We start from the raw sequence: 18,989 nt of genomic DNA on the forward strand, positions 1-18,989 counted from the left end.
CTCATGCCTATCTGCCTAAATAGGCAGATAGGAACCATGAGGCGAAACAATGAAGAGCATGAGCATCTGGAACCCCTTCGCATCTCTGATCGTGAAGGGGTTCAAACTTTACGAGACGCGGACCTGGGCCGCACCGAAGTCGCTGATCGGCCAGCGGATCGGCATTGCCTCGACCAAGTGCATCCAGCCGGGCCAGCGCGCCCATTTCGACGACCCGGAGTTTCAGCGCTTCTACGAGCGCCTTGGGCTTCCCGACAAGCTGACCGACATGCCCAATGGCTACATGCTCGGCAGCGCCATCCTCGAAGGCGTCGAGCTTATGACGCCGGAGTTCATGGCCGAGGTCTCGGATGAGGAGCAGGCCTATGGCTGGTGGCAGGAGGGCTTCTATGCGTGGCGGATGACCGATCCCGTGGAGTTCGAGAAGCCGGTGCAGGTGAAGGGCGCGCAAGGCATTTGGAATTGGAGCGCACCTGATGGGATTGAAGCAAAAGGACGCCAAGCGCCTCATCCGTCACAATCGGCGGATTTACGGTGGGGTGTTCGACCTGCCTAACGGCAAGGAGGTCTATCTGGCTTTCCGCAAGCTGTCGGAGATGTTCCGCGGCGGCGAGAAGTCCATCTCCGACGCGATCGTCCAGAGCAAGGCATCCTGGGCGATCGACTATGACACGCTGATCCGGCTCAGAACCGAGGGCGTCTATTATGTCGGCGTCCTCGTCAAGGAGACCGAGGATGTCTACATCACCACCCTTGGAGAGTTTCTGACCGCGCCCACGCTGAATTATTCGGCGCGCGGCGGGGCCTTGCAGAGATACTTGCCCCTTGACAAGTTCCTGATCTCTCTAGGTTCTGTGCGTGGTATAAAGGCAAAGAAACCGCGAAAGGCACCGTAATGAGTCAGGAGACGGAAGTTGACCATATTGCGTCCCACAACGAGCTGAAAAAGCTGATGGGAACCACGCTGAATACGGTCGGGTTGGGTATTGTCGGCTTTGGGGTGGTGCAGCCGCTCATCTCCGGCACGATCGAGTCCGGCGATGTCCCGCGCGTGATCCTCTGTGTGTTCTTTTGCCTAGCGTTCCATGTTATGGCGCGCAATAATGTCCAGAGACTGCATAAGGAGAAGAAATGATGTTCTCTCCAGAATGGTTGATGATCGGAGCCGGAGCGGCTGTCGGTTTTGGGGTCTGGCTTATGGGTCGCGGCGACACCGCCCACCTCCAGGCTGAAATGCACAAGGCCGCAGCCGCGAAGCCTCGCTCCAAGAAGATCACCGGCGAGGACCGAATGCTTGATGCCGTGAATCGAAAGATTTCGGAGGCGGTTCTCGATCGTGACGGGAAAGAGATCGTGGGTGGAAAGATCGCCACCCATGCAGAAGCCGCCGTTGAGAAACGCGGAAGGTATATCTCCATTGATGAGGCCACCGCGCCTGTGAAGACCGGGAAGTCCAGAAAAAGAGCCGACAGGCTCGTTGCTGACCCCAATGCCGAGCCCCCGAGAGCACCGCGCATCAAACCCACACCTAAACACACCTGAGCTTCCTTCAGGTCTATGAATGGCGGAGCTTCGGCTCCGCCTTTTGCATTTCATCTTCCGGCAAAAGATCATCGCTTCCCAAGCGACAGCATATCGCGCGACGGCTATACAGTAAGCACTAGAAGAAAACACCGAACCGCGAAAGGTTTTGCAATGACGCAGACTGAAGCCCAATTTGACGCCAATCCTCTTCTCGACAGTTTTGCGACCCGTGTGGCGCGGTCTCAGGTGGAGCAGGGCGGCCAATGGGGCGTGTTGACGGATGAGCTGATTGCCATCATCCACGACACCCTCAAGAGCACGCTGGGGAATGGCCTGCTCAAGAAAGCCACCATCAAGAACAATATCGGAAAGCTGAAACTTCCCGTCGCCTTCAGAAGGGGCCAGCGCGCATTCCAGACCGCCGTCGTGGTCGCGCGAGCGGGGGAGCTGCTCTATATCGGTATGCCGATGGACGCCGACTATGCTCTGATCCGCAAGGGGCTGCTGCGCCATTGCGCGCCGGGCTTCGACGCTGCATTCGCGAAGGCAAAAGAGGATCGGCCGCGCCGACCCCCGCGCAAAGCGCCACCCGCGCCGGTCGAGGAGGCGGTCAATGCGCCGACCGAGGCGGTCGTCGAGGAGGTGGTTGCCGCCACGCCGCCCGTTCGCCTGCAACTGGTCACGCCGGAGAATGTCGTGGTGGCGCCGGAGGCCGACCCCGAGGATTTCGTCTCGGAAGATCTGGCGACGGTGAGCGGCCTGATCAGGATGCACATGAAGGGCACCGAAGCCTATCACGGCACCCTCACCAAGAATATCGTTACGGTCCTGGGCGAGGATCGCATCACTCTGCGCGGAAAGGTTGCTCTTGTCTCGCCCGTGGTGTTTGAAAACCTCGCGATGCCTTCGCTGCGTGATCCGCTCTTCCATATCAAGGCGCGCGACTCCCATCACCACATGATGCTTGCCAGCGGCCGGATCGCGCCGACGACGCCCATGCCGACCACCCAGCCTTTCGTTGCCCTCGACGTGGTGCAATGGCTCCCGGTGCAGAGCATCATCTCCAGCGCGGCACATTGCGCTCAGGAGGTTGAAAAGCTCAACAGTCGCGTCGTCGTGCTTGAGGAGCAGAATGCCGCCTTGCGACAGTCGATCCATGCGCTGACCGGCCTCGCCGCCGCATAATCCAGACGACACCTGTGCTGCGCCGGTCTATAACTGGCGCAGCTAGTAAGCACTTAGTAGAGGAAAGAGCCGAATGACCTTTGCCATTCTGTCCGACATCCACGCTCATGCGTGGACGGTGTTTGGAAAGCCTGGACCTGATGGCGTGAACAACCGCCTGTCCATCATCCTCGCCGAGATCGAGCGGGCGGCCGACGAGCTGGTCCTGCGCAACGGCGATACGATGGTGATCGCGGGCGACATCCTGCACACGCGCGGCACGATCGACCCTGAAGTCCTGAACCCGCTGCGAGCCTGCTTCGAGCGCGTCCTGTCGCGCGGCATCACGGTCCTCGCCATTCCCGGCAACCACGACCTGAAATCGGCGGAGACGAGCGAGCTGGCCTCCGCGATCCAGAACCTGGAGCAGATCGGCGTCTCCGGCGGCTCCTTCACCGTCTTCAACAAGACGACCGCGCTTGCGCAGCCCGACGGCTCGACCTTCCTGATGGTGCCTTGGCACAATACTCAGGCGGGCCTGCTGGCCGCCCTTCAGGATGTGGTCGATAATTGGGGTCTCGACCTCGCCAAGACCGACGTGTTCATCCATGCGGGTATCGACGGGGTGCTCTCGAACATGCCGGCCCACGGCATGAACCACGTCAAGCTGGGCGCCTTCGGCTTCCGCCGTGTCTTCTCGGGCCACTACCACAACCACAAGGACTTCGGGAACGGCGTCGTCTCCATCGGCGCGACCACGCACCAGAACTGGGGCGATGTGGGCACGCGGGCAGGCTTCATTCTGGCCGATGCCGGGAAGATCGAGTTCATGCCCGCGCAGTCGCCGTCCTTCATCGACATCTCCGCATTGCAGCCGACGGATTGGCCGATGGTGGCGGGTGGCAACTATGTTCGCTACCGGGGCGCCAGCATGACCGGCGATCAGGTGGTGGAGCTGCGTCAGCACCTTCACGACATGGGCGCGCTCGGCGTCTCGGTCGAGGCACCGCGGGCCTCCAGCGTCAGCCGCTCGACCGCCGTGCATCAGGCCCGCACCACCGAGGAAAGTATCGACGCCTTCGTCCGCGACGTGCCGCCCGCCGATCCCGCCGTGAAGATCGAGGACGTGGTGCGCCGCTCGATCGAGATCCTGAACGAGTCCCAGGCGGTGGCGGCATGAGCCGTCATCTTGGGGCCGCATTCGTTGTCGCGCTCAACGCGGCCACGGCGACCGCCCTCTATGTCGGCGTCCAGAAGCTGATGGGGATACCCGTCAGCAGCGACACGATCCTTGGCATCTGCCTGGGCTGCGTGGTCGCCGTGCGCGTCGTTCCCAAGACGAAACGCTGAGATCCCAGACGACCGGCATATCGCCACCTGCTATAAAGTAGTTACTAGAGACGCAGAACCGAAAGGCACCACCATGACGGAACTCTACACCATTCGTTTCACGACGAAAAAGCTGGTCAACAAGTTCGACGCGAAGGGCAAGAAGATCATCTCCCAGACGGCGCTGGAGACTCCGATCACCATGCACATGCTGCCGCACGCAACGGCCATGTCCTATTCGGGCTGCGACAACTTCCAGATCGAGAAATACGTTTCGCAGGAACGCCATTCGTCGAAGGGCGCCGGTCGCCCGAAAGGCGTCGGCAATGGTCACAAGGACCGCTTCGCCTCGGTCGGCACCGGCCACAAAGAGGGTCGCGAGCTTGCGGCCAAGGCGGCCAAACCCTCGGCCAATCCCTCGATCGTCAATGCTGCGGCATCCGGCAACCTCGCCGCCGCCCTCAATCGCTAAGGAGAAAGCGCCATGAGCAACATCATCTCGCTCGCCGATTTCCGCAAGGCCAAGGAGGCGCCCGTGGTGGCGCCGCAGGCCCAGGTCGAGACCGTGCCGGTCTCCGGCGTCTCGGTCGCGCAGGGCATCGTCGTTCACGACGAGAGCATGGAGCGCTTCAATTACGAGGGCCTCACGGCGCGGTCCTTGCTTTCGGTGGTCTGGGCGGTCCTCCATGAGACGGCGATCAACGGCCTGCCGAAGGATGCGTCGCTGCTGATCCGCTTCCGCACCGACCATCCCGGCGTCGAGATGCCCGCCTGGCTGCGTGAGAAGCACCCGGAAGACATAACAGTCCTTATCGACCAGTGGTGGCAGGATCTCGAGGTCGAGCTGACGGAGTTCTCCGTGACGCTCAACTTCAACGATGTCACGGCCCGGTTGCGCGTGCCCTTCTCTGCCATCACCGCCTTCGTGGATCAGAGCGTCAACTTCGCGATGCAGTTCGCCCCGAACCGCGCGCCCGACACCACGCCGCCCACCGCGGCATGATGCTGCCTCGAACACGCTGGAGAGAGCCCGTGACCCTGAATACCACCGTCCACCTGACGCAAGAAGAGGCAGAGGCGCTCCGCCACGCCGTTCTCGAGGACATTTGCTTCAACGCCCGCTGCGTCGCCGAGGATGGGTTCGACGAGGACGCCGTGGAGGATGCGTATGGCGAGGTGCAGCCCCTGTTCTCGATCCTCGAGAAGATGAAGGTTTCGCTGCCCGACCACTTCTTGGGTGAGGATGCGAATACCGACCGGGCCTACCAGCAGATGAAGGAGAAATTCGGGAAATGAAAAGCCTGACCTCGGCCATTCTGGGCGCATCCGTGATGCTGAACATACTGATCCTGCAGGGCGCCAGGGAAAGTGAGCTTCTGTCTGCGGGGAAAGTGTTTCCCGCCTTCTTTCTGGCGCTCTCCGTGATCGTGCTTCTCGTTCGGGCCGCGGGTGAATACCGCAAATGAAAGCTCTCTGGTGGATGGTTTTTATGACGCTCTGGGTGGCGAACCTTGCCACTCTCTACTCGCTCGACAACTGGAGCGGCCAGATGATCCGCGTGATCCTGCAGTCCGCCCTCGTCGCAACGCTTCCGACCTATCTGTCCTACCGGCAGATCGTCGCTTCTTGAGGGACAGCTATGAAGCTCCATAAGATCCACATCGAAAACTTCCTCGTGCTGACCGAGGCCAGCGTGGGCCTTGCGGATCGCGGCCTCGTCCTGATCCAGGGCATGAACCATCAGGACAGCTCGGCCAACTCGAACGGGGCCGGCAAGTCCTCGATCGCCGACGCGCTCTGCTGGGCCATCTACGGCACCACGGCGCGGGGCGAGTCCGGCGATCAGGTCGTCAACGACAAGGCGGGCAAGAACACGCGGGTCGAGGTGACGATCGAGGATCAGAACGTGATCTACACGATCGCCCGCCACCGCAAGCACAAGACGGGCAAGAACAGCCTGACCGTCACGATGGATGCAGGCTCGGGCCTGCAAGACCTGACGGGCGGCACCGACAAGCTGACGCAGGATGTGGTCAACAAGATCATGGGCTGCTCGCTGGAGGTGTTCACCGGCTCGATCTACGCGGGCCAGGAGAAGATGCCTGACCTGCCCGCCATGACCGACAAGATGCTCAAGATCCTCATCGAGGAGGCCGCTGGCGTCGATGCGCTGGAGGAAGCCTATGTGCTGGCGCGGAGCAAGGCGGCATCGGCCAAGCAGTCCTACGAGATGACCCGCGGGCTGGTGCAGCAGGCGGAGGCGGCCGCAGCCATGCTCTCCAGCCAGAAGCAGATGGCCGAGCAGGATGAGCTGCTCTGGGAGCAGAACCGGCAGGCGCGCGAGGAGGCGATCAAGGAGGAGATCGCGAACGTGCTCAATCCCGAGCATGACCGGCTCCACAAGGCGGTGATCGACGCCGACATCCCCGGCATCGAGGCGGGCATTGACGCGACCGACGCGGCCATCCAGCAGACGACGCAGGAGCAGGCGGCGCTGGCGGTCTTGACCCAGGCAAAAGCGCGGGCCGACGCGGCGGTGACGCTGGCGCAGACCCAGGCGCGGCAGGCGATCGCGGATCACGCGCGCACCGAGAAGGCGGTGCAGGAGGTGCAGCATAAGATCGGCTGCCCGTGTGACAGTTGCGGCAGACCCCTGACGCCGGCGGAGATGGCGGTGGCCGAGCAGGCTGCGATCAATGCCCACGATCAGTCCCGCGCGCAGGTGGTCGCCGTCACCACGTCGATCAAGGATGCGCAGAGCGCCGCGCAGAAGGCCGCACAGGAGGTTCTCGACTTCCAGACAGGCATGACTGACGTGAGCGCGGAGATGGCGCGCAGAGCCACGCTCCAGGGCGCGCTGACGGAGGCACAAAAGCTCGTTGCTCAGAACCAAGCGGTCCAGGTGCAGATCAACGCCAAGGCGGCGGAGATTGCACAGCTTCGCGGGCAGGTATCGCCCTTCACCGCGCGCATCGCGGATCTGGACCAGAAGATCATCACGGCCAATCAAAGCTCCCAGACCCTGACGCAGGAGCTGATCGTCAAGGCGAGCGTCCTGGCGCTCGAGACGGAGGTGGTGCGGGTCTTCTCGCCGGCCGGGGTGCGCTCGCGCATCCTCGATGAGGTCACACCCTACCTGAACGCCCAGACCTCGAAATATCTGGCGATCCTGTCGGACGGCAACATCACCGCCGAATGGAGCACGCTCACCGTCAACAAGGCGGGCGACGTGAAGGAGAAGTTCGCCATCGACGTGACCTCGGGCATCTCGGCCAAGACCTTCAAGGGCCTCTCCGGCGGCGAGAAGCGCAAGGTCCGCGTTGCGACGGCGCTGGCGCTGCAGGATCTGGTGGCGACGCGGGCGACCAAGCCCATCGAGCTTTTCATCGGCGACGAGATCGACGACGCCCTCGATGCGTCCGGCATCGAGCGCCTGATGGCGATCCTCGATGAGAAGGCCAAGGAGCGCGGCACCGTCATGGTGATCTCCCACAACGAGCTGCGCGACTTCATCCCCCAGGTTCTCCTCGTCGAGCGCAGCGCGGCGGGCGAGACCCACATCACTGAAAATGCAGCCTGAGACGGAAAGCATACATGACCCTTGCACTGACGATGGATGAGCAAAAGACGCTCGTTCAGGAACTCGTGACCCACTTCAACCGCATCGACTGCGCCCATGAGATCGACGGCCCTCTCATGTCCACGGTCAAGCGCGAGGACGGCACCTACCGCAACTATGAGATCAGCCGGGCCGACTTCTGGCTGACCGGGATGCGCTTTGGCGAGACCGGCAAGCCGCTCCTGATCTTCGAGCCCGAGGATGACGACGAGCGCTACAAGCTCCTCGAGGTCAGTCTGGCGAAGATCGACACCTTCTTCCCGACCTTCTCGGTCAAGCTCGCGGAGTTCTGCAAGCTCAAGGTTGCCGACCGGGAACTGTTCACCGAGGACCAGAGCGATCTTCTCCTCCATGTGATCGAAGCCATTGAGGACACCGAGGCGCTCCTCGACCTCCTCAACAAAGCCCTTCTTGAGCGCCGCGCGGTCGATGAGGCCGCGGAGACCGAGAAGATGAAAGCCAACCCCATGTTTGGAATGTTCTGATGCCCCTTATTCGTCTCGCCGCCTTCGACGGCGCCCTCGCAAACTTCGGCATGGCAAAGCTGATCTTCGACACGGATACCGAGGCCCTCTCGGTGCTCGACCTCAAGCTGGTCAAGACCGAGAAGTCCAAGGTCAAGCAGGTGCGCAGCTCCAGCGACGACCTCCGCCGCTCCCGCGAAAATGCGCTGGCCGCGCATGACTGGCTGAAGGATTGCGTCACCGTCTTTGTCGAGGTGCCGACCGGCGGGCAGGACGCGAAAGCGACCCGCGCCTTCGGCATCATCACCGGCATCTATGCGAGCCTCCTGCGCGAGCCCGTCGAGGTCTCCCCTGCCGAGACCAAGCTCGCCGCTGTGGGCACCCGCACCGCCTCGAAGGAGGAGATGATCGAGTGGGCTGTCGGCAAGTTCCCCGATGCGCCCTGGCTGCGCGCCAAGAGCAACGGGCCGAAGTGGAAGAAAGGCGATCTGTTGGGCGACAACGAGCACCTGGCGGATGCGGTCGCCATTGCTCATGCGGGTATCAAGCTGCCGGTCTTCCAGCAGATGAAGGCGATGATCGCGGCCATGCCCCGCGCGGCATGACCCTTTTATTTCCGCTTGCCATACAGTAACCGCTTACTGTAGTTTGAAGGCTCAAGATTTAGGGCCTTCAACCCCTCCACACACAATCAAGAGTGACAGAAACATGGGAATGCTCGACCAATCGGCACCGCCCGGAAACCCCGACCGCTACCAATGGGTCGGCTTGCAGCAGAAGGCTGCATGGCACGGCTTCTGGACCGCCGACAAGTTCTCCTTTGACACCGACCTTATCGACCTCAAGCGCAACATGACGCCCGAGGAGATCCAGTTCGCACTGCGGTCCCTCGCCGCGGTCGCCCAGATCGAAGTCAAGGTGAAGAAGTTCTGGGCCTTCCTTGGGATGCAGATCAAGGACGACGTGATCACCGGCGGGGCAATCACGATGGCGGGTCTGGAGGAGATCCATAACGACGCCTACAAGACCTTGTTCCGCAAGGCCATGCTGACGGCGATCATGGAGAAGGCGCTGGAAGTGCCGGCCATCGCGGGTCGCGTCAACTACCTGACCAAGCATTCGGTCCCGGTCTATGCGCTGAACCCGGCCAAGCAGACCGCCTATTCGGTGATCCTGTTCACGATCTTCGTGGAATACGTTTCGCTCTTTGTGCCCTTCGCCAACATCCTTCGCCTCAATGCCGAGCGCAACGTGCTCAAGGATACCGCGCGTCAGGTCAAATACACCCGCAACGAGGAGACGCTTCACGCCATGTTCGGCGCGGGCATCATCCACGAGATGCGCAAGGAATATCCTGAGCTGTTCGATGCCGAGCTGGAGGCGCGCGTCCGCGAGGAGGCGATGGAAGCTTTCAAGGCAGAGTGCAACCTGATCGACTGGATGTTCGAGGGCTACGACAGCGATCCCGACCACAACGCTGACGTGATGAAGAACTACGTCAAGGAGCGCTTCAACGAGGGCCTGGAGATGATCGGCTACGCCCCGATTTTCAACGTGGACTCGGAGCTGTCGGCCAAGACCTTCTGGATGAAGGTCGGCGTCTACGCCACGCCCAAGGTCGATTTCTTCAATGACGATCCGGCGAGCTACACGCAGGGCGACACCAATAACGACGACGATTTCTGAGCAAGGAAAGCAGATGTTTGACACCACCCCGGAAGTGACCTCGCTTCCATCCCTCGCATCCCGCGAGGACTACGACTACCTCAACGAGGAGAGCCTCAAGATCCTCGCTGGCGGCTATATCGAGGAGGTGCCGCGCGCCGAGCGCAAGCCTGCCGCGATCAAGCGCGTGAACTTCCTGATCGACCAAGCCGAGAGCATCCTCGGCATCAAGCTGCCCACGATGCGCAAGGGCGTGCGCCGCGGCTGGATCTCACCCTCCTCGCCGGTCTGGTCGAACTTCGGCACCGAGCGCGGCCTGCCGATCTCCTGCAATGGCTCGCGCATTGGCGACACGGTGGATTCGATCGCCTACAAGGTGGCCGAGATCTCCATGATGACCAAGGAAGGCGCGGGCACCTCGGCCTATATGGGTGATCTGCGCCCGGCAGGCACGCCGATCTCCGGCGGTGGCGACTCGCATGGTCCGGTGCATTTCGCGCGCCTGATCCAGGAGGCGGTCACGGTCATTTCGCAGGGCAGCACCCGGCGCGGTAATGCGGCGATCTACCTGCCCATTGACCACCCCGACATCCACGAATGGCTGGAGATGCGCTCGATCACGCCGAAGCATCTGATCCAGCATCTCTCCTTTGCGGTGACGATCACCGACGAGTGGATGAACGCCATGCTGAGCGAGGCCAAGGGCGGCGCCAAGCGCAAGCTCCTGGTCAAGATCATCAACAAGCGCAAGGCGACGGGCTTTCCCTATATCCTGTTCACCGACAACGCGAACAATGCTCGGCCCGACCGGCTGAAGGAGCTGGGGCTCGAGATCGTCGCCTCGAACCTCTGCACGGAGATCATGCTGCCCTCGGCCGAGGATGAGTCCTTCGTCTGCAACCTCTCCTCGCTGAACCTGCTGCACTTCCATGAATGGAAGGACACGCCGCTGGTCCGCGAGCTGGTCTACTTCCTCGATGCGGTCATGTCCGAATATATCGAGAAGTGCAAAATGCCGGGCCGCCGCCTGCTGGCCGACGCTCTCCGCTTTGCCGAACGCTGGCGCGCGCTCGGGATCGGCACGCTGGGCTATCACAGCTACCTCCAGCAGAACATGCTGCCCTTCGACAGTGACGAGGCCCGCGCCTTCAACATCGAAGCCCACCGGCATATCTACGAGGAAAGCCGCGCGGCCAGCCGCCAGATGGCGCTGGAATATGGCGAGCCGGAAGGCATGAAGGGCACGGGCTACCGTCACCTGACGCTCCAGGCGATCGCTCCCACGCGCAGCTCGTCGCTGATCTTGGGCCAGGTGTCGAAGGGCATCGAGCCTTGGGACAGCAGCATCTATGAGGACGACAACGCCAAGACCAGCTTCGTCATCCGCAATGCCGCCTTCGGCAAGCTCCTCGATCTGAAGGGCATGAATACCGAGGAGGTCTGGCTCGACGTGCTGAAACACGGCGGCTCCTGCCAGCATCTCGACTGGCTGACGGATCGCGAGAAGGCGGTCTTCCGCACCTGGCTGGAGATCGGCAACGACGAGCCCATCCGGCAGAACAACGACCGCACGCCCTTCGTCGATCAGGGCATCAGCTTCAACATGAAGGCCGCTCCCGAGGCGACCACCAAGAACCATGTGGACTGGCTGGTCGCCCTTTGGCGCGGCGGGTCGAAGTCGGCCTATTACCTCGAGGGTCTGAACAAGGCCCAGAAGCTGATCCAGGCCGAAGCCGCCTGTTCGTCCTGCGAGGCATAAGGAGGTGCCTGACATGACTCACTGGATCGTCAAATCGCGGCCGGGCTGCCCGTTCTGCGACAAGGCCAAGGATCTGCTGGCCTCCGAAGGCGTCGTCTTTGAGGAGCAGAAGCACGAGACGGAGCTGGAGCGCTTCGCCTTCAAGCAGGCGGGCTTCAAGACCTTCCCGCAAATCTTTCGCGACGGTTGCCTGATCGGCGGATATACCGAACTGGTCGAGCATTTCGCGTCCAGCGACGACTTCTAAACCCTCTGCGCGGCGCATATTCCCGCTTTTTTTTGCGCCGCGCATACAGTAACCACTAGATAGAAACCGAAGAGAAAGCAGGACATCATGTTCGCCACCATCGCCAACTGGATCAGCCGTTTCACTCGCCTCGCTCTGGTCGCCCGCTCGACCTACCTCGCCCTCAAGGACGACGCGCGCTATTTCGCCGTCCTGGCTGACGAGGCCAAGGATCTCGCCGCGCGTTTCGAGAATGCCGCCGACGATCTGAAGGATGAAGTCCGGGCGCTGAAAGCCTCCCTCGCCGTCGCTGGCGACCGCCTCCAGATGATCGCCGATCAGGAGACCGCTTCGGCCAATGGCACCACGAAGCGCATGGCGAAAATCGCCCGCGAAGGTCTGAACGAAATCGCGGAGGCCTGATCGAAATGGGGTTCAAGTATCTCTCGGCGGAGCATTGCTCCGCCAACCCCTCGATGTTCGCCAAGGTTGTCGCCGCCTCGCGCTCCCTGACCGATGGCGCCACCCTCTACACGGTCCATCTGCGCGCGCCGCGCATCGTCTGGGGTGAAATCCTGACGCACCGGGTCTTCTCGCGCAATGCACGCTCCTCGCGCGCCGTCCCGGTCAAGGCCATGCTGAACGAGGTCCGCAATGACCCCTTCGTGCCGTGGCACTGGACCGGCGCCAAGCGCGGAATGCAGGGTGTGCCGGGTCACGACAAGCCGATCTTGCTGAAGGGCTCGGCCGGACAGTTCATCGACGCCGACCTGCCCGTCGATCCCGCCAGCGCATGGCTGCATGGCCGTGACATGGCCGCGGACCTGGCCGAGAGCTTCCTCGACTCGGATTACCACAAGCAGGTCGTGAACCGCCTGATCGAGCCCTATTCCTGGATCGACGGCCTCATCACGGCGACGGATTGGAACAACTTCTTCCACCTGCGCGATCACGGCGATGCGGAGCCGCACCTGCAGGATCTGGCTCGGATCACCGAAGTCGCACTTGCCCGCGCCCGTGTCAGCGATCTGGAGCCGGGCGACTGGCACCTGCCCTTCATCACCAAGGAGGACTGGATCTACGCGGTCGATTTCTACCCGAACTTCGACCAGGGCGCCGACTTCCTGCGCCGCGTCTCGGCCGCCCGCTGCGCCCGCATCAGCTACACGCCCTTCGACGGGCAGGCGAGCTATGAGCGGGAGATCGAGCGCTACAACCTGCTGATCCAGAGCGAGCGGCTTCACGCCTCGCCGACGGAGCATCAGGCGACGCCTGATCGCATGGCGCAATCCGTCACCGTCGTCTCGGGCGATGGCGGCTATGAGGAGCGCACCGAGGGTATGGCCTACGAGAATGCGGGCCTGCACGGCAACCTCAAGGGCTTCATCCAGGCCCGCAAGCTGCTTCCGGGAGAGTTCGTGCATGGCTGACAGCATCGCCACCGTCTCCATCGAGGAAGACGACAAGGGGCTCTTCTGGGTCGAGCTGGACGGCTCCGACCACAAGAAGGGTCCGTTCGAGACCGAGGAGCTGGCCGCCGAAGCGGCCCGCGACCTGATCGAGGGCTTCTCGATCGCCCTTGCCAATCACCTTCTGGGAGCAAACCAATGACGATTGTCCGTTTCAAGAAAGCCGAGATGGGTGCCCGCCTGCCCCGCTACGAGACTCCCGGTGCCGCCGGCGCGGATGTCTGCTCGGTCAATCTTGCCACGATCTACCCCGGCGAGCGCAAGCTCATCTCCACCGGCCTCGCCTGTGACATCCCGGCAGGCTACGAGTTGCAGGTGCGCCCGCGCAGCGGTCTGGCCTTCAAGAAGGGCGTCACCATTCTGAACGGTCCCGGCACCATCGACAGCGACTATAAGGGCGTGCTGGGCGTCCTGATCATCAATCACGGCGACACTCCCTTTGAAGTGAATGTGGGCGACCGCATCGCGCAGATCGTCGTGGCCCCGGTTCTGCAGGCCCAGTTTGCCTTCACCTCCGAGGTCGGTGCATCGGAGCGCGGCGAGGGCGGCTTCGGCTCGACCGGCGTCTCGTCGGAGGCTGCGTGATGCTCTACGGGCTTGCCGGCGCTTCCGGCACGGGCAAGTCCACCCTCGCGCGCTCCGTCGCCGAGGCTATGGACCTTGCCCTTGTCGAGACCTCGATCACCGCAATGGGCCGCAGCGCCGGGTTCGACCCGGTGGGCCAGCTCACTCTCACCGAGCGCTTTGACCTACAGGAGGCCCTGCTCCACCAGTTCACCGCGATGGTGCAGTCCATCAAAGGCCCGGCGATCCTCGACCGCACGCCGATGGATCTGTGCATGTATCTGATGGCGGAGATTGCCATGCACGCCGGACAGGGCCTGGATGCCGCGCGTCTCGCTTGGGCGGCGGGCTATGTGAAGCGCTGCACCGATCTGACGGATCGCTATTTCGATCATGTGTTCATCACGCCGCCGGGCCTGCCCTACGAGACCGCCGCGACACGCCCGCCGGCCGATCCCGCCTACCAGCTCCACTGCCACCTGATCCTGATGGGCGTGGTGTCGGAAATGGACGGCCATATCGACTATGACGTTTTGCGGACCACGGATCACGCGGCGCGCGTCGATTTCGTCTCCGACGTGATCATCAACCGCCTCGATGCCCACGAGGCCGACCGCAAATCTTCCCTGCATCTGCACTGACATCCCGCGCGACCGTCTCGCATGGTCGCGCTATAAAGTAAGCACAAGATAGATGAACGCCAAAGAGAGGCACCACATGACCCAAGTTGCAACGATCGCGCTGACCCCTGATGTTCTGGCCGCGCTGAAAGCCGCCAACATCAACGTGGACGTTCAGGTCGCAGAGCCGCATCCGGCAGACGAAGATCAGAAGTTCCATTTGGAAATGTTCGACATCGGCCTGGACCGCATGGAGCGTGTCGCCGGTTTCGCGGAAGACATGGCGGGCCAGGCTTGCCGCGCCGCGGAGGCCTTGCGCAATTATGCCGACCGGACGGTTGAAGCCCGGCAGTTCTTCCTGAGCGGCGATGTGGAAACCGCCACGAGCATCATGGAGGGCCTGAACGATCACGTTTGCGCCCTGATCGGCACCACCAATGCCCACTACCTCGACTGGCTGAATGAAGAGGATGACGAGGATCGCTCGCATATGCTCCTCGGCCGCGCGGTGCTGGGGCTCGGAGACATTTCGTCGGACGTGCTGAAGGAGGTGCTCGATGCTGTGCCCGCGGCCGAGCCGGTCGAGCAGCCCGAGCCTGCGGTCCAGCCGGTCGATGACTGCACCTGCGGCTTGTGCGGCCCGACACCCATCGGCTTCGTCGTGGTGCGCCGCGCGAGCTGATCCGACCTGACACGCGAAACACCGGGCATGGCGGCTGATCGCCATGCCTTTTCTGTCTGAGGAGCCGAGAATGGAACAAGACCTCGCAAAGATCGCCATGCACACCGTCACGGGCAAGATGGTTCGTCCCTTCGCCATGACGCCCGACCAGGTGGAGATCGAGGCGATCGCCCACCATCTGTCGACCCAGGCGCGCTGGAATGGCGCGACCCATCACCCGCACAACCCGCACGCCCTGATGCTCTCGGTGGCGGAGCATTCGGTCAACGTCGCCAATCATGTCGGCAAGGAGTTGAAGCGGCCGGACCTTTTCATGCAGGCGCTGCTCCATGACGCGACCGAAGCCTATGTGCCTGACCTGATCCGCCCGCTGAAGCACAGCCCGGCCTTCTACGAGCCTTTCAAGGAGCTGGAGGATCGCATCTGGCTGGCGGTGGCGGAACGCTTTGGCCTGCCCGAGACGCTCGATCCCTTGGTCAAGGTGGCCGATGATGCGGTCTGCTGGGCCGAATGGCAGCAGGTCGTCCCGCATGACGCGAGCGAGACCTGGGGCTACAACATCTCCGGCGCCCAGGAGCCGGCGAAGATCCGCATCGCCATGTGGGAGCCTTCCTTTGCCAAGCGCATGTTCCTTGGCACCTATGCCTCCTATGCGCCTGCGCATGGTCTGGCGAAGGGTCAGCCGAACCATGATCGGTGGGCGGCATGACTATCGAGAGGATTGCCTCAGAGGTCGGCTTTTACGTTTTCGGCACGGGCTTGGTGCTTACCATCTTCATCGCGGTCTGGAGTGTTCCTGTCTTTTTCTTCCTGCTTCTGCGCGAGCATCGCAGGCAGTGCAAGGAGCGCTTGCGCTACGAGCCCAAGGCGACCAACCCACGCCTGATCGCGCAGGCTGCGAAGATGCTGAACAGGGTGGTGCGCAAATGAGAAGCGAGCGCAGCGTCGAAGAAATTCTGGATGCCGTGAGAACGGCGGCATCCGAGACCGCGCCCGATTGGGAGACGCGCTGCGGTCGGATCATGTCGGCGCTTGGCCTGGATTTCGGCCAGGATGGGCTCGAGATGGATATGGCGGTGAGGTCCGAGGCGCTGCGCGCCCTGCGGCTTGCTGAGCATGACCAGATCGACCTTCTGCATGTCTGCCGGGGATACATCAAGGAGACCGACGATCCCGGCAAGATCAGGATGCGGACGATGCGCGCGGATGCGGTCGAGCAGCGCCTGAAGGACACGCGCGCCGCGATCAGGAGGGTCATGGTGGAATGACCGACGACTGGCCGAACCACCATGAGGAGCTGACCCGCAAGACGGTGCAGGAGCTTCAAAAGTGGGCCAGCCGCGCCGAAGCTGGCACGATCACCCAGATCATGTGGCTCTCGATCCTCTCGGTGCTCTACGACACCACCTCCGGCCTGATTGACAAGGAGGTCAGCGACCTGATCGCCGACTTCCACCGCGACACCATTAACATCCTGCGCAAAGGAGCTGCGGCATGAGAATTTCCGAAGCGATAAAGACCCTTCAGGACATCCAATCCAAATTTGGCGACATTGCCATTACCGGCGGGAGCCTCTTCGACGACACGCCGCTGTCCTCGATCTCCGTGACCGACAGCGATGGTATCGAAATCTGGCCGCATGATCTTCGCACGCCGGGTCGGCCGCAGGCTGCCATTGATGGAGTATTTCTCGAATGAAATTCCTCCTCATCGTGATCTATGCGGGCGCGACCGGCTGGGCCGAGCCTCAGCCGACGCAGCAGGATTGTTGGGCGGCAAAGGAGGTCGCGCTCCAGGCCGACGACACCGAAGCCTTCTGCATCATTCAGGCCGAGCCGGATACCGAGTTCGTCGCGCCCGAGGATCTTGCCGCCTAGCGCGGTTGTGGATACAGTAAGCACTGACTAGATGGCGGCTTAGGCCGCCCGTCCGCATTCGGGGAGACCAATGACCGTCGCTTTCAATCGAGACCTCTGGATCAAGGACATGATCCGCCGGCGCTACCTCATCGTCCACGAGGACGGCTCGATCTTCCGCTGCATCAAGGCGGATGACGCGGGCAACCTGCTCTCGACGGAATACCGGCAGATCAAGGTTCAGGTCCACAAAAAGTCGGGTCGGGTCTACTTCAATGCCAAGTGGCGCGGCATCACCAAGTCCTATCTGGTCAACCGGGTGGTGGCGATCCGCTTTCTGCCGAACCCGCTGAACCTACCCCAGGTCAACCATGTGGACGGCGACAAGGAGCACAACTATCTGCGCCAGCCGACGCAGGAGCTGCGCGACAAGTGGGGCGAGTTCCAGCTCGAATGGTCGAGCGGAGCCGACAATGAACGCCACGCCCACCGCACCGGCCTGAAATCGGGACGCGGCTCGGCCAACTCCAACGCCAAGCTCACCGCGGACCAGGTGCTGGCCATCCGCGCGTCCCGCAAGACGCCGACGGAGCTGGCCTGCGAATACATGGTGGGCCGCTCGACGATCCTGAACGTGCTGAACGGAAAGTCTTGGTCGCACCTCTGATCCCATACGACTGCGGCGGTGGCGCGCGGTATAAATCTAGTAAGCGCTGACGAGAAGCGCGCAGCACATTGAAGCCAAGGAGAGCGAGGATCAGATGAGCGAGACCGCCGAAGTCTTCCAGAAGTTCGACACCGAGATCGCCGTGGGCACCGTCTATGCGGAGATCTACGCGATGGTGAAGCGCCCCAATGGCGACAGCACCCTCGCCGAGAAGGACGAGGAGCCGGACTTCTACGATGCCATGCTTCGCCCGGAAGATTGGGATGACAGCGATGGCACCCCCTACCTCGAGGTCGAGGATATGACCCGTGAGGAGGCTGAGAAGCTGGAGAGCGAATGGCTCGCTCTCGCCCCGAAATTGAGCATTGAATGGATCGGCGCATGACCGAAGAAGAAATCCTGAACCGCCGCCGGCGGCCCTCGCTGACCGTGCGCGAGATGGAGAAGATCGTGGAGAGCCTGTGCTACTTCCACGATGAGCACGGGCGCATGAGCGAAGCTCAGGAGCTGGTCGGCATGTTCGCCGAGATGATCGCCGAGGAGAAAGACCCCGAACAGCGCCGCCTGATCGACGCCTACCGCAATGGGGTCGAGACCCAGGATGGCGAGATGGAGCTGGACCTCGATGCCGAGGTGAGCCTGGGCGATGACCCTGGCGCCTATGTCATGGTCTGGAAGTGGGTCACGTCGTCCGAGGCGGATGTCTGCGACGAGTGCAACGGGTCGCTCGATGATGGCGAGGGCTATGACGGCCTGTGCGGCTCCTGTGCCGATGCGGCCGAGGAGGAGGTTGCCTGATGCAACTTGCCGTCGCCCTCGATACCGAGACGACGGGCTTCTGCGAGCCGGAACACCGGCTCGTGGAGGTCTATCTGGATCTCGTCGACCTTCAAGCGAGGAAGAAGCTCTACACCTTCTACCGCCGGATCAACCCGCTGCGCTCGATGCCCGCTGAGGCCCAGCGGGTTCATGGCATTTCTGGAGCCGACCTGCTGAACGAGCAGCCCTTCGAGGTGATCGGCCCGGTCCTGCGCCAGGTCCTCGACAAGGCCCAGCTCTTTGTCGCGCATAATGCGGAGTTCGACTTCAAGTTCCTGAACATGGAGTTCGACCGCATCAGCCAGCCGGTCCTCGACCTGCCCGTCTTTTGCACGATGGAGAAGTCCATCTGGGCCGCGCCGACCGGCAAGAAGCCATCGCTGAAGGAGCTGTGCTTCGCAATGGAGGTCGAATACGACGACGCCAAGGCCCACGCCGCCGCCTATGACGTGGAGGTTATGACCGAGTGCCTCTTCCGCGGGCTTGAATGGGGTAACTACACCCTGCCCGCCGGTCCCGCGCTCCAGATGGCCGCATAGATCCCGCCTCGTGTCGCGCATCA

34 protein-coding genes are annotated in these 18,989 nt (G+C 62.4%); all 34 read left to right on the top strand.

Annotation, left to right across the window (positions count from 1 at the left end; translation table 11 throughout):
• The first annotated feature begins 58 nt into the window (after positions 1-58).
• The 34 genes from GL300_RS17955 (at position 59) to GL300_RS18120 (ending at position 18,966) form a co-directional block, all read left to right on the top strand.
• The gene (locus GL300_RS17955) at positions 59-556 is read left to right on the top strand and encodes an ASCH domain-containing protein (protein ID WP_170297711.1); all 498 of its coding nucleotides are present in this window, start codon (positions 59-61) and stop codon (positions 554-556) included.
• On the top strand, positions 540-896 hold the full coding sequence (locus GL300_RS17960; RefSeq protein WP_155041043.1) for a hypothetical protein: 357 nt from the start codon (positions 540-542) through the stop codon (positions 894-896). The genes GL300_RS17955 and GL300_RS17960 overlap by 17 nt, the downstream gene beginning before the upstream one ends.
• Complete coding sequence (locus GL300_RS17965) at positions 896-1,135, top strand: hypothetical protein (protein ID WP_155041044.1); 240 nt, start codon at positions 896-898, stop codon at positions 1,133-1,135. The genes GL300_RS17960 and GL300_RS17965 overlap by 1 nt, the downstream gene beginning before the upstream one ends.
• Complete coding sequence (locus tag GL300_RS17970) at positions 1,132-1,542, top strand: hypothetical protein (RefSeq protein WP_155041045.1); 411 nt, start codon at positions 1,132-1,134, stop codon at positions 1,540-1,542. The genes GL300_RS17965 and GL300_RS17970 overlap by 4 nt, the downstream gene beginning before the upstream one ends.
• A gap of 153 nt (positions 1,543-1,695) precedes the next feature.
• On the top strand, positions 1,696-2,709 hold the full coding sequence (locus GL300_RS17975) for a hypothetical protein (protein WP_155041046.1): 1,014 nt from the start codon (positions 1,696-1,698) through the stop codon (positions 2,707-2,709).
• Positions 2,710-2,782: 73 nt separating this feature from the next.
• On the top strand, positions 2,783-3,868 hold the full coding sequence (locus tag GL300_RS17980) for a metallophosphoesterase family protein (protein ID WP_155041047.1): 1,086 nt from the start codon (positions 2,783-2,785) through the stop codon (positions 3,866-3,868).
• Positions 3,865-4,038 carry a hypothetical protein gene (locus GL300_RS17985; RefSeq protein WP_155041048.1) on the top strand — a complete coding sequence of 58 codons (174 nt, stop codon included), beginning with the start codon at positions 3,865-3,867 and terminating at the stop codon, positions 4,036-4,038. The genes GL300_RS17980 and GL300_RS17985 overlap by 4 nt, the downstream gene beginning before the upstream one ends.
• 73 nt (positions 4,039-4,111) lie before the next feature.
• On the top strand, positions 4,112-4,489 hold the full coding sequence (locus GL300_RS17990) for a hypothetical protein (protein WP_155041049.1): 378 nt from the start codon (positions 4,112-4,114) through the stop codon (positions 4,487-4,489).
• A gap of 12 nt (positions 4,490-4,501) precedes the next feature.
• Positions 4,502-5,020 (top strand): ClpXP protease specificity-enhancing factor SspB, encoded by a 519-nt coding sequence (locus tag GL300_RS17995; RefSeq protein ID WP_155041050.1) that lies wholly within the window; start codon positions 4,502-4,504, stop codon positions 5,018-5,020.
• A gap of 29 nt (positions 5,021-5,049) precedes the next feature.
• Entirely contained in the window at positions 5,050-5,313 is a 264-nt protein-coding gene (locus tag GL300_RS18000; RefSeq protein ID WP_155041051.1) for a hypothetical protein, read from the top strand.
• Positions 5,310-5,483, top strand: a complete 174-nt coding sequence (locus GL300_RS18005) for a hypothetical protein (protein ID WP_155041052.1) — start codon at positions 5,310-5,312, stop codon at positions 5,481-5,483. Before GL300_RS18000 ends, GL300_RS18005 begins: the two co-directional genes overlap by 4 nt.
• Before the next feature lie 23 nt (positions 5,484-5,506).
• Positions 5,507-5,647 carry a hypothetical protein gene (locus GL300_RS18010; RefSeq protein ID WP_170297712.1) on the top strand — a complete coding sequence of 47 codons (141 nt, stop codon included), beginning with the start codon at positions 5,507-5,509 and terminating at the stop codon, positions 5,645-5,647.
• Positions 5,648-5,656: 9 nt separating this feature from the next.
• Positions 5,657-7,597, top strand: a complete 1,941-nt coding sequence (locus GL300_RS18015) for an AAA family ATPase (RefSeq protein ID WP_155041054.1) — start codon at positions 5,657-5,659, stop codon at positions 7,595-7,597.
• A 14-nt stretch (positions 7,598-7,611) separates the two neighbouring features.
• Positions 7,612-8,121, top strand: coding sequence for a hypothetical protein (locus GL300_RS18020; protein WP_155041055.1), 510 nt, complete (start codon positions 7,612-7,614; stop codon positions 8,119-8,121).
• The gene (locus tag GL300_RS18025) at positions 8,121-8,705 is read left to right on the top strand and encodes a RuvC family protein (protein WP_155041056.1); all 585 of its coding nucleotides are present in this window, start codon (positions 8,121-8,123) and stop codon (positions 8,703-8,705) included. The genes GL300_RS18020 and GL300_RS18025 overlap by 1 nt, the downstream gene beginning before the upstream one ends.
• Positions 8,706-8,814: 109 nt before the next feature.
• Positions 8,815-9,786, top strand: coding sequence for a ribonucleotide-diphosphate reductase subunit beta (locus GL300_RS18030; protein WP_170297713.1), 972 nt, complete (start codon positions 8,815-8,817; stop codon positions 9,784-9,786).
• Between the two features lie 13 nt (positions 9,787-9,799).
• Positions 9,800-11,524 carry a ribonucleoside-diphosphate reductase subunit alpha gene (locus GL300_RS18035; protein WP_170297714.1) on the top strand — a complete coding sequence of 575 codons (1,725 nt, stop codon included), beginning with the start codon at positions 9,800-9,802 and terminating at the stop codon, positions 11,522-11,524.
• A gap of 13 nt (positions 11,525-11,537) precedes the next feature.
• Positions 11,538-11,771: a glutaredoxin domain-containing protein gene (locus GL300_RS18040; RefSeq protein WP_155041059.1), complete on the top strand. Its 234-nt coding sequence runs from the start codon at positions 11,538-11,540 to the stop codon at positions 11,769-11,771.
• 87 nt (positions 11,772-11,858) lie between these two features.
• Positions 11,859-12,173: a hypothetical protein gene (locus GL300_RS18045; protein WP_155041060.1), complete on the top strand. Its 315-nt coding sequence runs from the start codon at positions 11,859-11,861 to the stop codon at positions 12,171-12,173.
• 5 nt (positions 12,174-12,178) lie between these two features.
• A complete protein-coding gene (locus GL300_RS18050) occupies positions 12,179-13,180 on the top strand; it encodes a hypothetical protein (RefSeq protein WP_211595188.1) in 1,002 nt (333 codons plus the stop codon).
• Positions 13,173-13,361: a hypothetical protein gene (locus GL300_RS18055; protein ID WP_155041061.1), complete on the top strand. Its 189-nt coding sequence runs from the start codon at positions 13,173-13,175 to the stop codon at positions 13,359-13,361. Before GL300_RS18050 ends, GL300_RS18055 begins: the two co-directional genes overlap by 8 nt.
• On the top strand, positions 13,358-13,804 hold the full coding sequence (gene dut / locus GL300_RS18060; protein ID WP_155041062.1) for a dUTP diphosphatase: 447 nt from the start codon (positions 13,358-13,360) through the stop codon (positions 13,802-13,804). The genes GL300_RS18055 and dut overlap by 4 nt, the downstream gene beginning before the upstream one ends.
• Positions 13,804-14,424 (top strand): AAA family ATPase, encoded by a 621-nt coding sequence (locus GL300_RS18065; protein ID WP_155041063.1) that lies wholly within the window; start codon positions 13,804-13,806, stop codon positions 14,422-14,424. The genes dut and GL300_RS18065 overlap by 1 nt, the downstream gene beginning before the upstream one ends.
• A gap of 76 nt (positions 14,425-14,500) precedes the next feature.
• Entirely contained in the window at positions 14,501-15,085 is a 585-nt protein-coding gene (locus GL300_RS18070) for a hypothetical protein (protein WP_155041064.1), read from the top strand.
• Between the two features lie 70 nt (positions 15,086-15,155).
• The gene (locus GL300_RS18075; RefSeq protein WP_155041065.1) at positions 15,156-15,794 is read left to right on the top strand and encodes an HD domain-containing protein; all 639 of its coding nucleotides are present in this window, start codon (positions 15,156-15,158) and stop codon (positions 15,792-15,794) included.
• Positions 15,791-16,015 carry a hypothetical protein gene (locus GL300_RS18080; RefSeq protein ID WP_155041066.1) on the top strand — a complete coding sequence of 75 codons (225 nt, stop codon included), beginning with the start codon at positions 15,791-15,793 and terminating at the stop codon, positions 16,013-16,015. The genes GL300_RS18075 and GL300_RS18080 overlap by 4 nt, the downstream gene beginning before the upstream one ends.
• A complete protein-coding gene (locus GL300_RS18085; protein ID WP_155041067.1) occupies positions 16,012-16,353 on the top strand; it encodes a hypothetical protein in 342 nt (113 codons plus the stop codon). The genes GL300_RS18080 and GL300_RS18085 overlap by 4 nt, the downstream gene beginning before the upstream one ends.
• Entirely contained in the window at positions 16,350-16,583 is a 234-nt protein-coding gene (locus GL300_RS18090) for a hypothetical protein (RefSeq protein WP_155041068.1), read from the top strand. Before GL300_RS18085 ends, GL300_RS18090 begins: the two co-directional genes overlap by 4 nt.
• Positions 16,580-16,783, top strand: coding sequence for a hypothetical protein (locus GL300_RS18095; protein WP_155041069.1), 204 nt, complete (start codon positions 16,580-16,582; stop codon positions 16,781-16,783). Before GL300_RS18090 ends, GL300_RS18095 begins: the two co-directional genes overlap by 4 nt.
• Positions 16,780-16,962 carry a hypothetical protein gene (locus GL300_RS18100; RefSeq protein WP_155041070.1) on the top strand — a complete coding sequence of 61 codons (183 nt, stop codon included), beginning with the start codon at positions 16,780-16,782 and terminating at the stop codon, positions 16,960-16,962. The genes GL300_RS18095 and GL300_RS18100 overlap by 4 nt, the downstream gene beginning before the upstream one ends.
• 70 nt (positions 16,963-17,032) lie before the next feature.
• On the top strand, positions 17,033-17,608 hold the full coding sequence (locus GL300_RS18105) for a helix-turn-helix domain-containing protein (RefSeq protein WP_155041071.1): 576 nt from the start codon (positions 17,033-17,035) through the stop codon (positions 17,606-17,608).
• 94 nt (positions 17,609-17,702) lie between these two features.
• Positions 17,703-17,993 (top strand): hypothetical protein, encoded by a 291-nt coding sequence (locus tag GL300_RS18110; RefSeq protein WP_155041072.1) that lies wholly within the window; start codon positions 17,703-17,705, stop codon positions 17,991-17,993.
• Entirely contained in the window at positions 17,990-18,406 is a 417-nt protein-coding gene (locus GL300_RS18115; protein WP_155041073.1) for a hypothetical protein, read from the top strand. The genes GL300_RS18110 and GL300_RS18115 overlap by 4 nt, the downstream gene beginning before the upstream one ends.
• A complete protein-coding gene (locus GL300_RS18120) occupies positions 18,406-18,966 on the top strand; it encodes a 3'-5' exonuclease (RefSeq protein WP_155041074.1) in 561 nt (186 codons plus the stop codon). Before GL300_RS18115 ends, GL300_RS18120 begins: the two co-directional genes overlap by 1 nt.
• Positions 18,967-18,989 lie beyond the last annotated feature (23 nt).

Source organism: Paracoccus litorisediminis (assembly GCF_009711205.1).
Taxonomy (GTDB): Bacteria; Pseudomonadota; Alphaproteobacteria; order Rhodobacterales; family Rhodobacteraceae; genus Paracoccus; species Paracoccus litorisediminis.

Excerpts from the sequence above, each read along its gene's own strand:
- dut (WP_155041062.1), top strand. The coding sequence starts at position 13,358 with ATGACGATTGTCCGTTTCAAGAAAGCCGAGATGGGTGCCCGCCTGCCC.
- GL300_RS18005 (WP_155041052.1), top strand. The coding sequence starts at position 5,310 with ATGAAAAGCCTGACCTCGGCCATTCTGGGCGCATCCGTGATGCTGAAC.
- GL300_RS17965 (WP_155041044.1), top strand. The coding sequence starts at position 896 with ATGAGTCAGGAGACGGAAGTTGACCATATTGCGTCCCACAACGAGCTG.
- GL300_RS18055 (WP_155041061.1), top strand. The coding sequence starts at position 13,173 with ATGGCTGACAGCATCGCCACCGTCTCCATCGAGGAAGACGACAAGGGG.
- GL300_RS18085 (WP_155041067.1), top strand. The coding sequence starts at position 16,012 with ATGAGAAGCGAGCGCAGCGTCGAAGAAATTCTGGATGCCGTGAGAACG.
- GL300_RS18120 (WP_155041074.1), top strand. The coding sequence starts at position 18,406 with ATGCAACTTGCCGTCGCCCTCGATACCGAGACGACGGGCTTCTGCGAG.
- GL300_RS17995 (WP_155041050.1), top strand. The coding sequence starts at position 4,502 with ATGAGCAACATCATCTCGCTCGCCGATTTCCGCAAGGCCAAGGAGGCG.
- GL300_RS18080 (WP_155041066.1), top strand. The coding sequence starts at position 15,791 with ATGACTATCGAGAGGATTGCCTCAGAGGTCGGCTTTTACGTTTTCGGC.
- GL300_RS18025 (WP_155041056.1), top strand. The coding sequence starts at position 8,121 with ATGCCCCTTATTCGTCTCGCCGCCTTCGACGGCGCCCTCGCAAACTTC.
- GL300_RS18020 (WP_155041055.1), top strand. The coding sequence starts at position 7,612 with ATGACCCTTGCACTGACGATGGATGAGCAAAAGACGCTCGTTCAGGAA.
- GL300_RS17980 (WP_155041047.1), top strand. The coding sequence starts at position 2,783 with ATGACCTTTGCCATTCTGTCCGACATCCACGCTCATGCGTGGACGGTG.
- GL300_RS17975 (WP_155041046.1), top strand. The coding sequence starts at position 1,696 with ATGACGCAGACTGAAGCCCAATTTGACGCCAATCCTCTTCTCGACAGT.
- GL300_RS17990 (WP_155041049.1), top strand. The coding sequence starts at position 4,112 with ATGACGGAACTCTACACCATTCGTTTCACGACGAAAAAGCTGGTCAAC.
- GL300_RS18050 (WP_211595188.1), top strand. The coding sequence starts at position 12,179 with ATGGGGTTCAAGTATCTCTCGGCGGAGCATTGCTCCGCCAACCCCTCG.
- GL300_RS18045 (WP_155041060.1), top strand. The coding sequence starts at position 11,859 with ATGTTCGCCACCATCGCCAACTGGATCAGCCGTTTCACTCGCCTCGCT.
- GL300_RS18110 (WP_155041072.1), top strand. The coding sequence starts at position 17,703 with ATGAGCGAGACCGCCGAAGTCTTCCAGAAGTTCGACACCGAGATCGCC.
- GL300_RS18035 (WP_170297714.1), top strand. The coding sequence starts at position 9,800 with ATGTTTGACACCACCCCGGAAGTGACCTCGCTTCCATCCCTCGCATCC.
- GL300_RS17970 (WP_155041045.1), top strand. The coding sequence starts at position 1,132 with ATGATGTTCTCTCCAGAATGGTTGATGATCGGAGCCGGAGCGGCTGTC.
- GL300_RS18065 (WP_155041063.1), top strand. The coding sequence starts at position 13,804 with ATGCTCTACGGGCTTGCCGGCGCTTCCGGCACGGGCAAGTCCACCCTC.
- GL300_RS18030 (WP_170297713.1), top strand. The coding sequence starts at position 8,815 with ATGCTCGACCAATCGGCACCGCCCGGAAACCCCGACCGCTACCAATGG.
- GL300_RS18095 (WP_155041069.1), top strand. The coding sequence starts at position 16,580 with ATGAGAATTTCCGAAGCGATAAAGACCCTTCAGGACATCCAATCCAAA.
- GL300_RS18040 (WP_155041059.1), top strand. The coding sequence starts at position 11,538 with ATGACTCACTGGATCGTCAAATCGCGGCCGGGCTGCCCGTTCTGCGAC.
- GL300_RS18105 (WP_155041071.1), top strand. The coding sequence starts at position 17,033 with ATGACCGTCGCTTTCAATCGAGACCTCTGGATCAAGGACATGATCCGC.
- GL300_RS17985 (WP_155041048.1), top strand. The coding sequence starts at position 3,865 with ATGAGCCGTCATCTTGGGGCCGCATTCGTTGTCGCGCTCAACGCGGCC.
- GL300_RS17955 (WP_170297711.1), top strand. The coding sequence starts at position 59 with ATGAGCATCTGGAACCCCTTCGCATCTCTGATCGTGAAGGGGTTCAAA.
- GL300_RS18010 (WP_170297712.1), top strand. The coding sequence starts at position 5,507 with ATGACGCTCTGGGTGGCGAACCTTGCCACTCTCTACTCGCTCGACAAC.
- GL300_RS18015 (WP_155041054.1), top strand. The coding sequence starts at position 5,657 with ATGAAGCTCCATAAGATCCACATCGAAAACTTCCTCGTGCTGACCGAG.
- GL300_RS18100 (WP_155041070.1), top strand. The coding sequence starts at position 16,780 with ATGAAATTCCTCCTCATCGTGATCTATGCGGGCGCGACCGGCTGGGCC.
- GL300_RS18070 (WP_155041064.1), top strand. The coding sequence starts at position 14,501 with ATGACCCAAGTTGCAACGATCGCGCTGACCCCTGATGTTCTGGCCGCG.
- GL300_RS18075 (WP_155041065.1), top strand. The coding sequence starts at position 15,156 with ATGGAACAAGACCTCGCAAAGATCGCCATGCACACCGTCACGGGCAAG.
- GL300_RS18090 (WP_155041068.1), top strand. The coding sequence starts at position 16,350 with ATGACCGACGACTGGCCGAACCACCATGAGGAGCTGACCCGCAAGACG.
- GL300_RS18115 (WP_155041073.1), top strand. The coding sequence starts at position 17,990 with ATGACCGAAGAAGAAATCCTGAACCGCCGCCGGCGGCCCTCGCTGACC.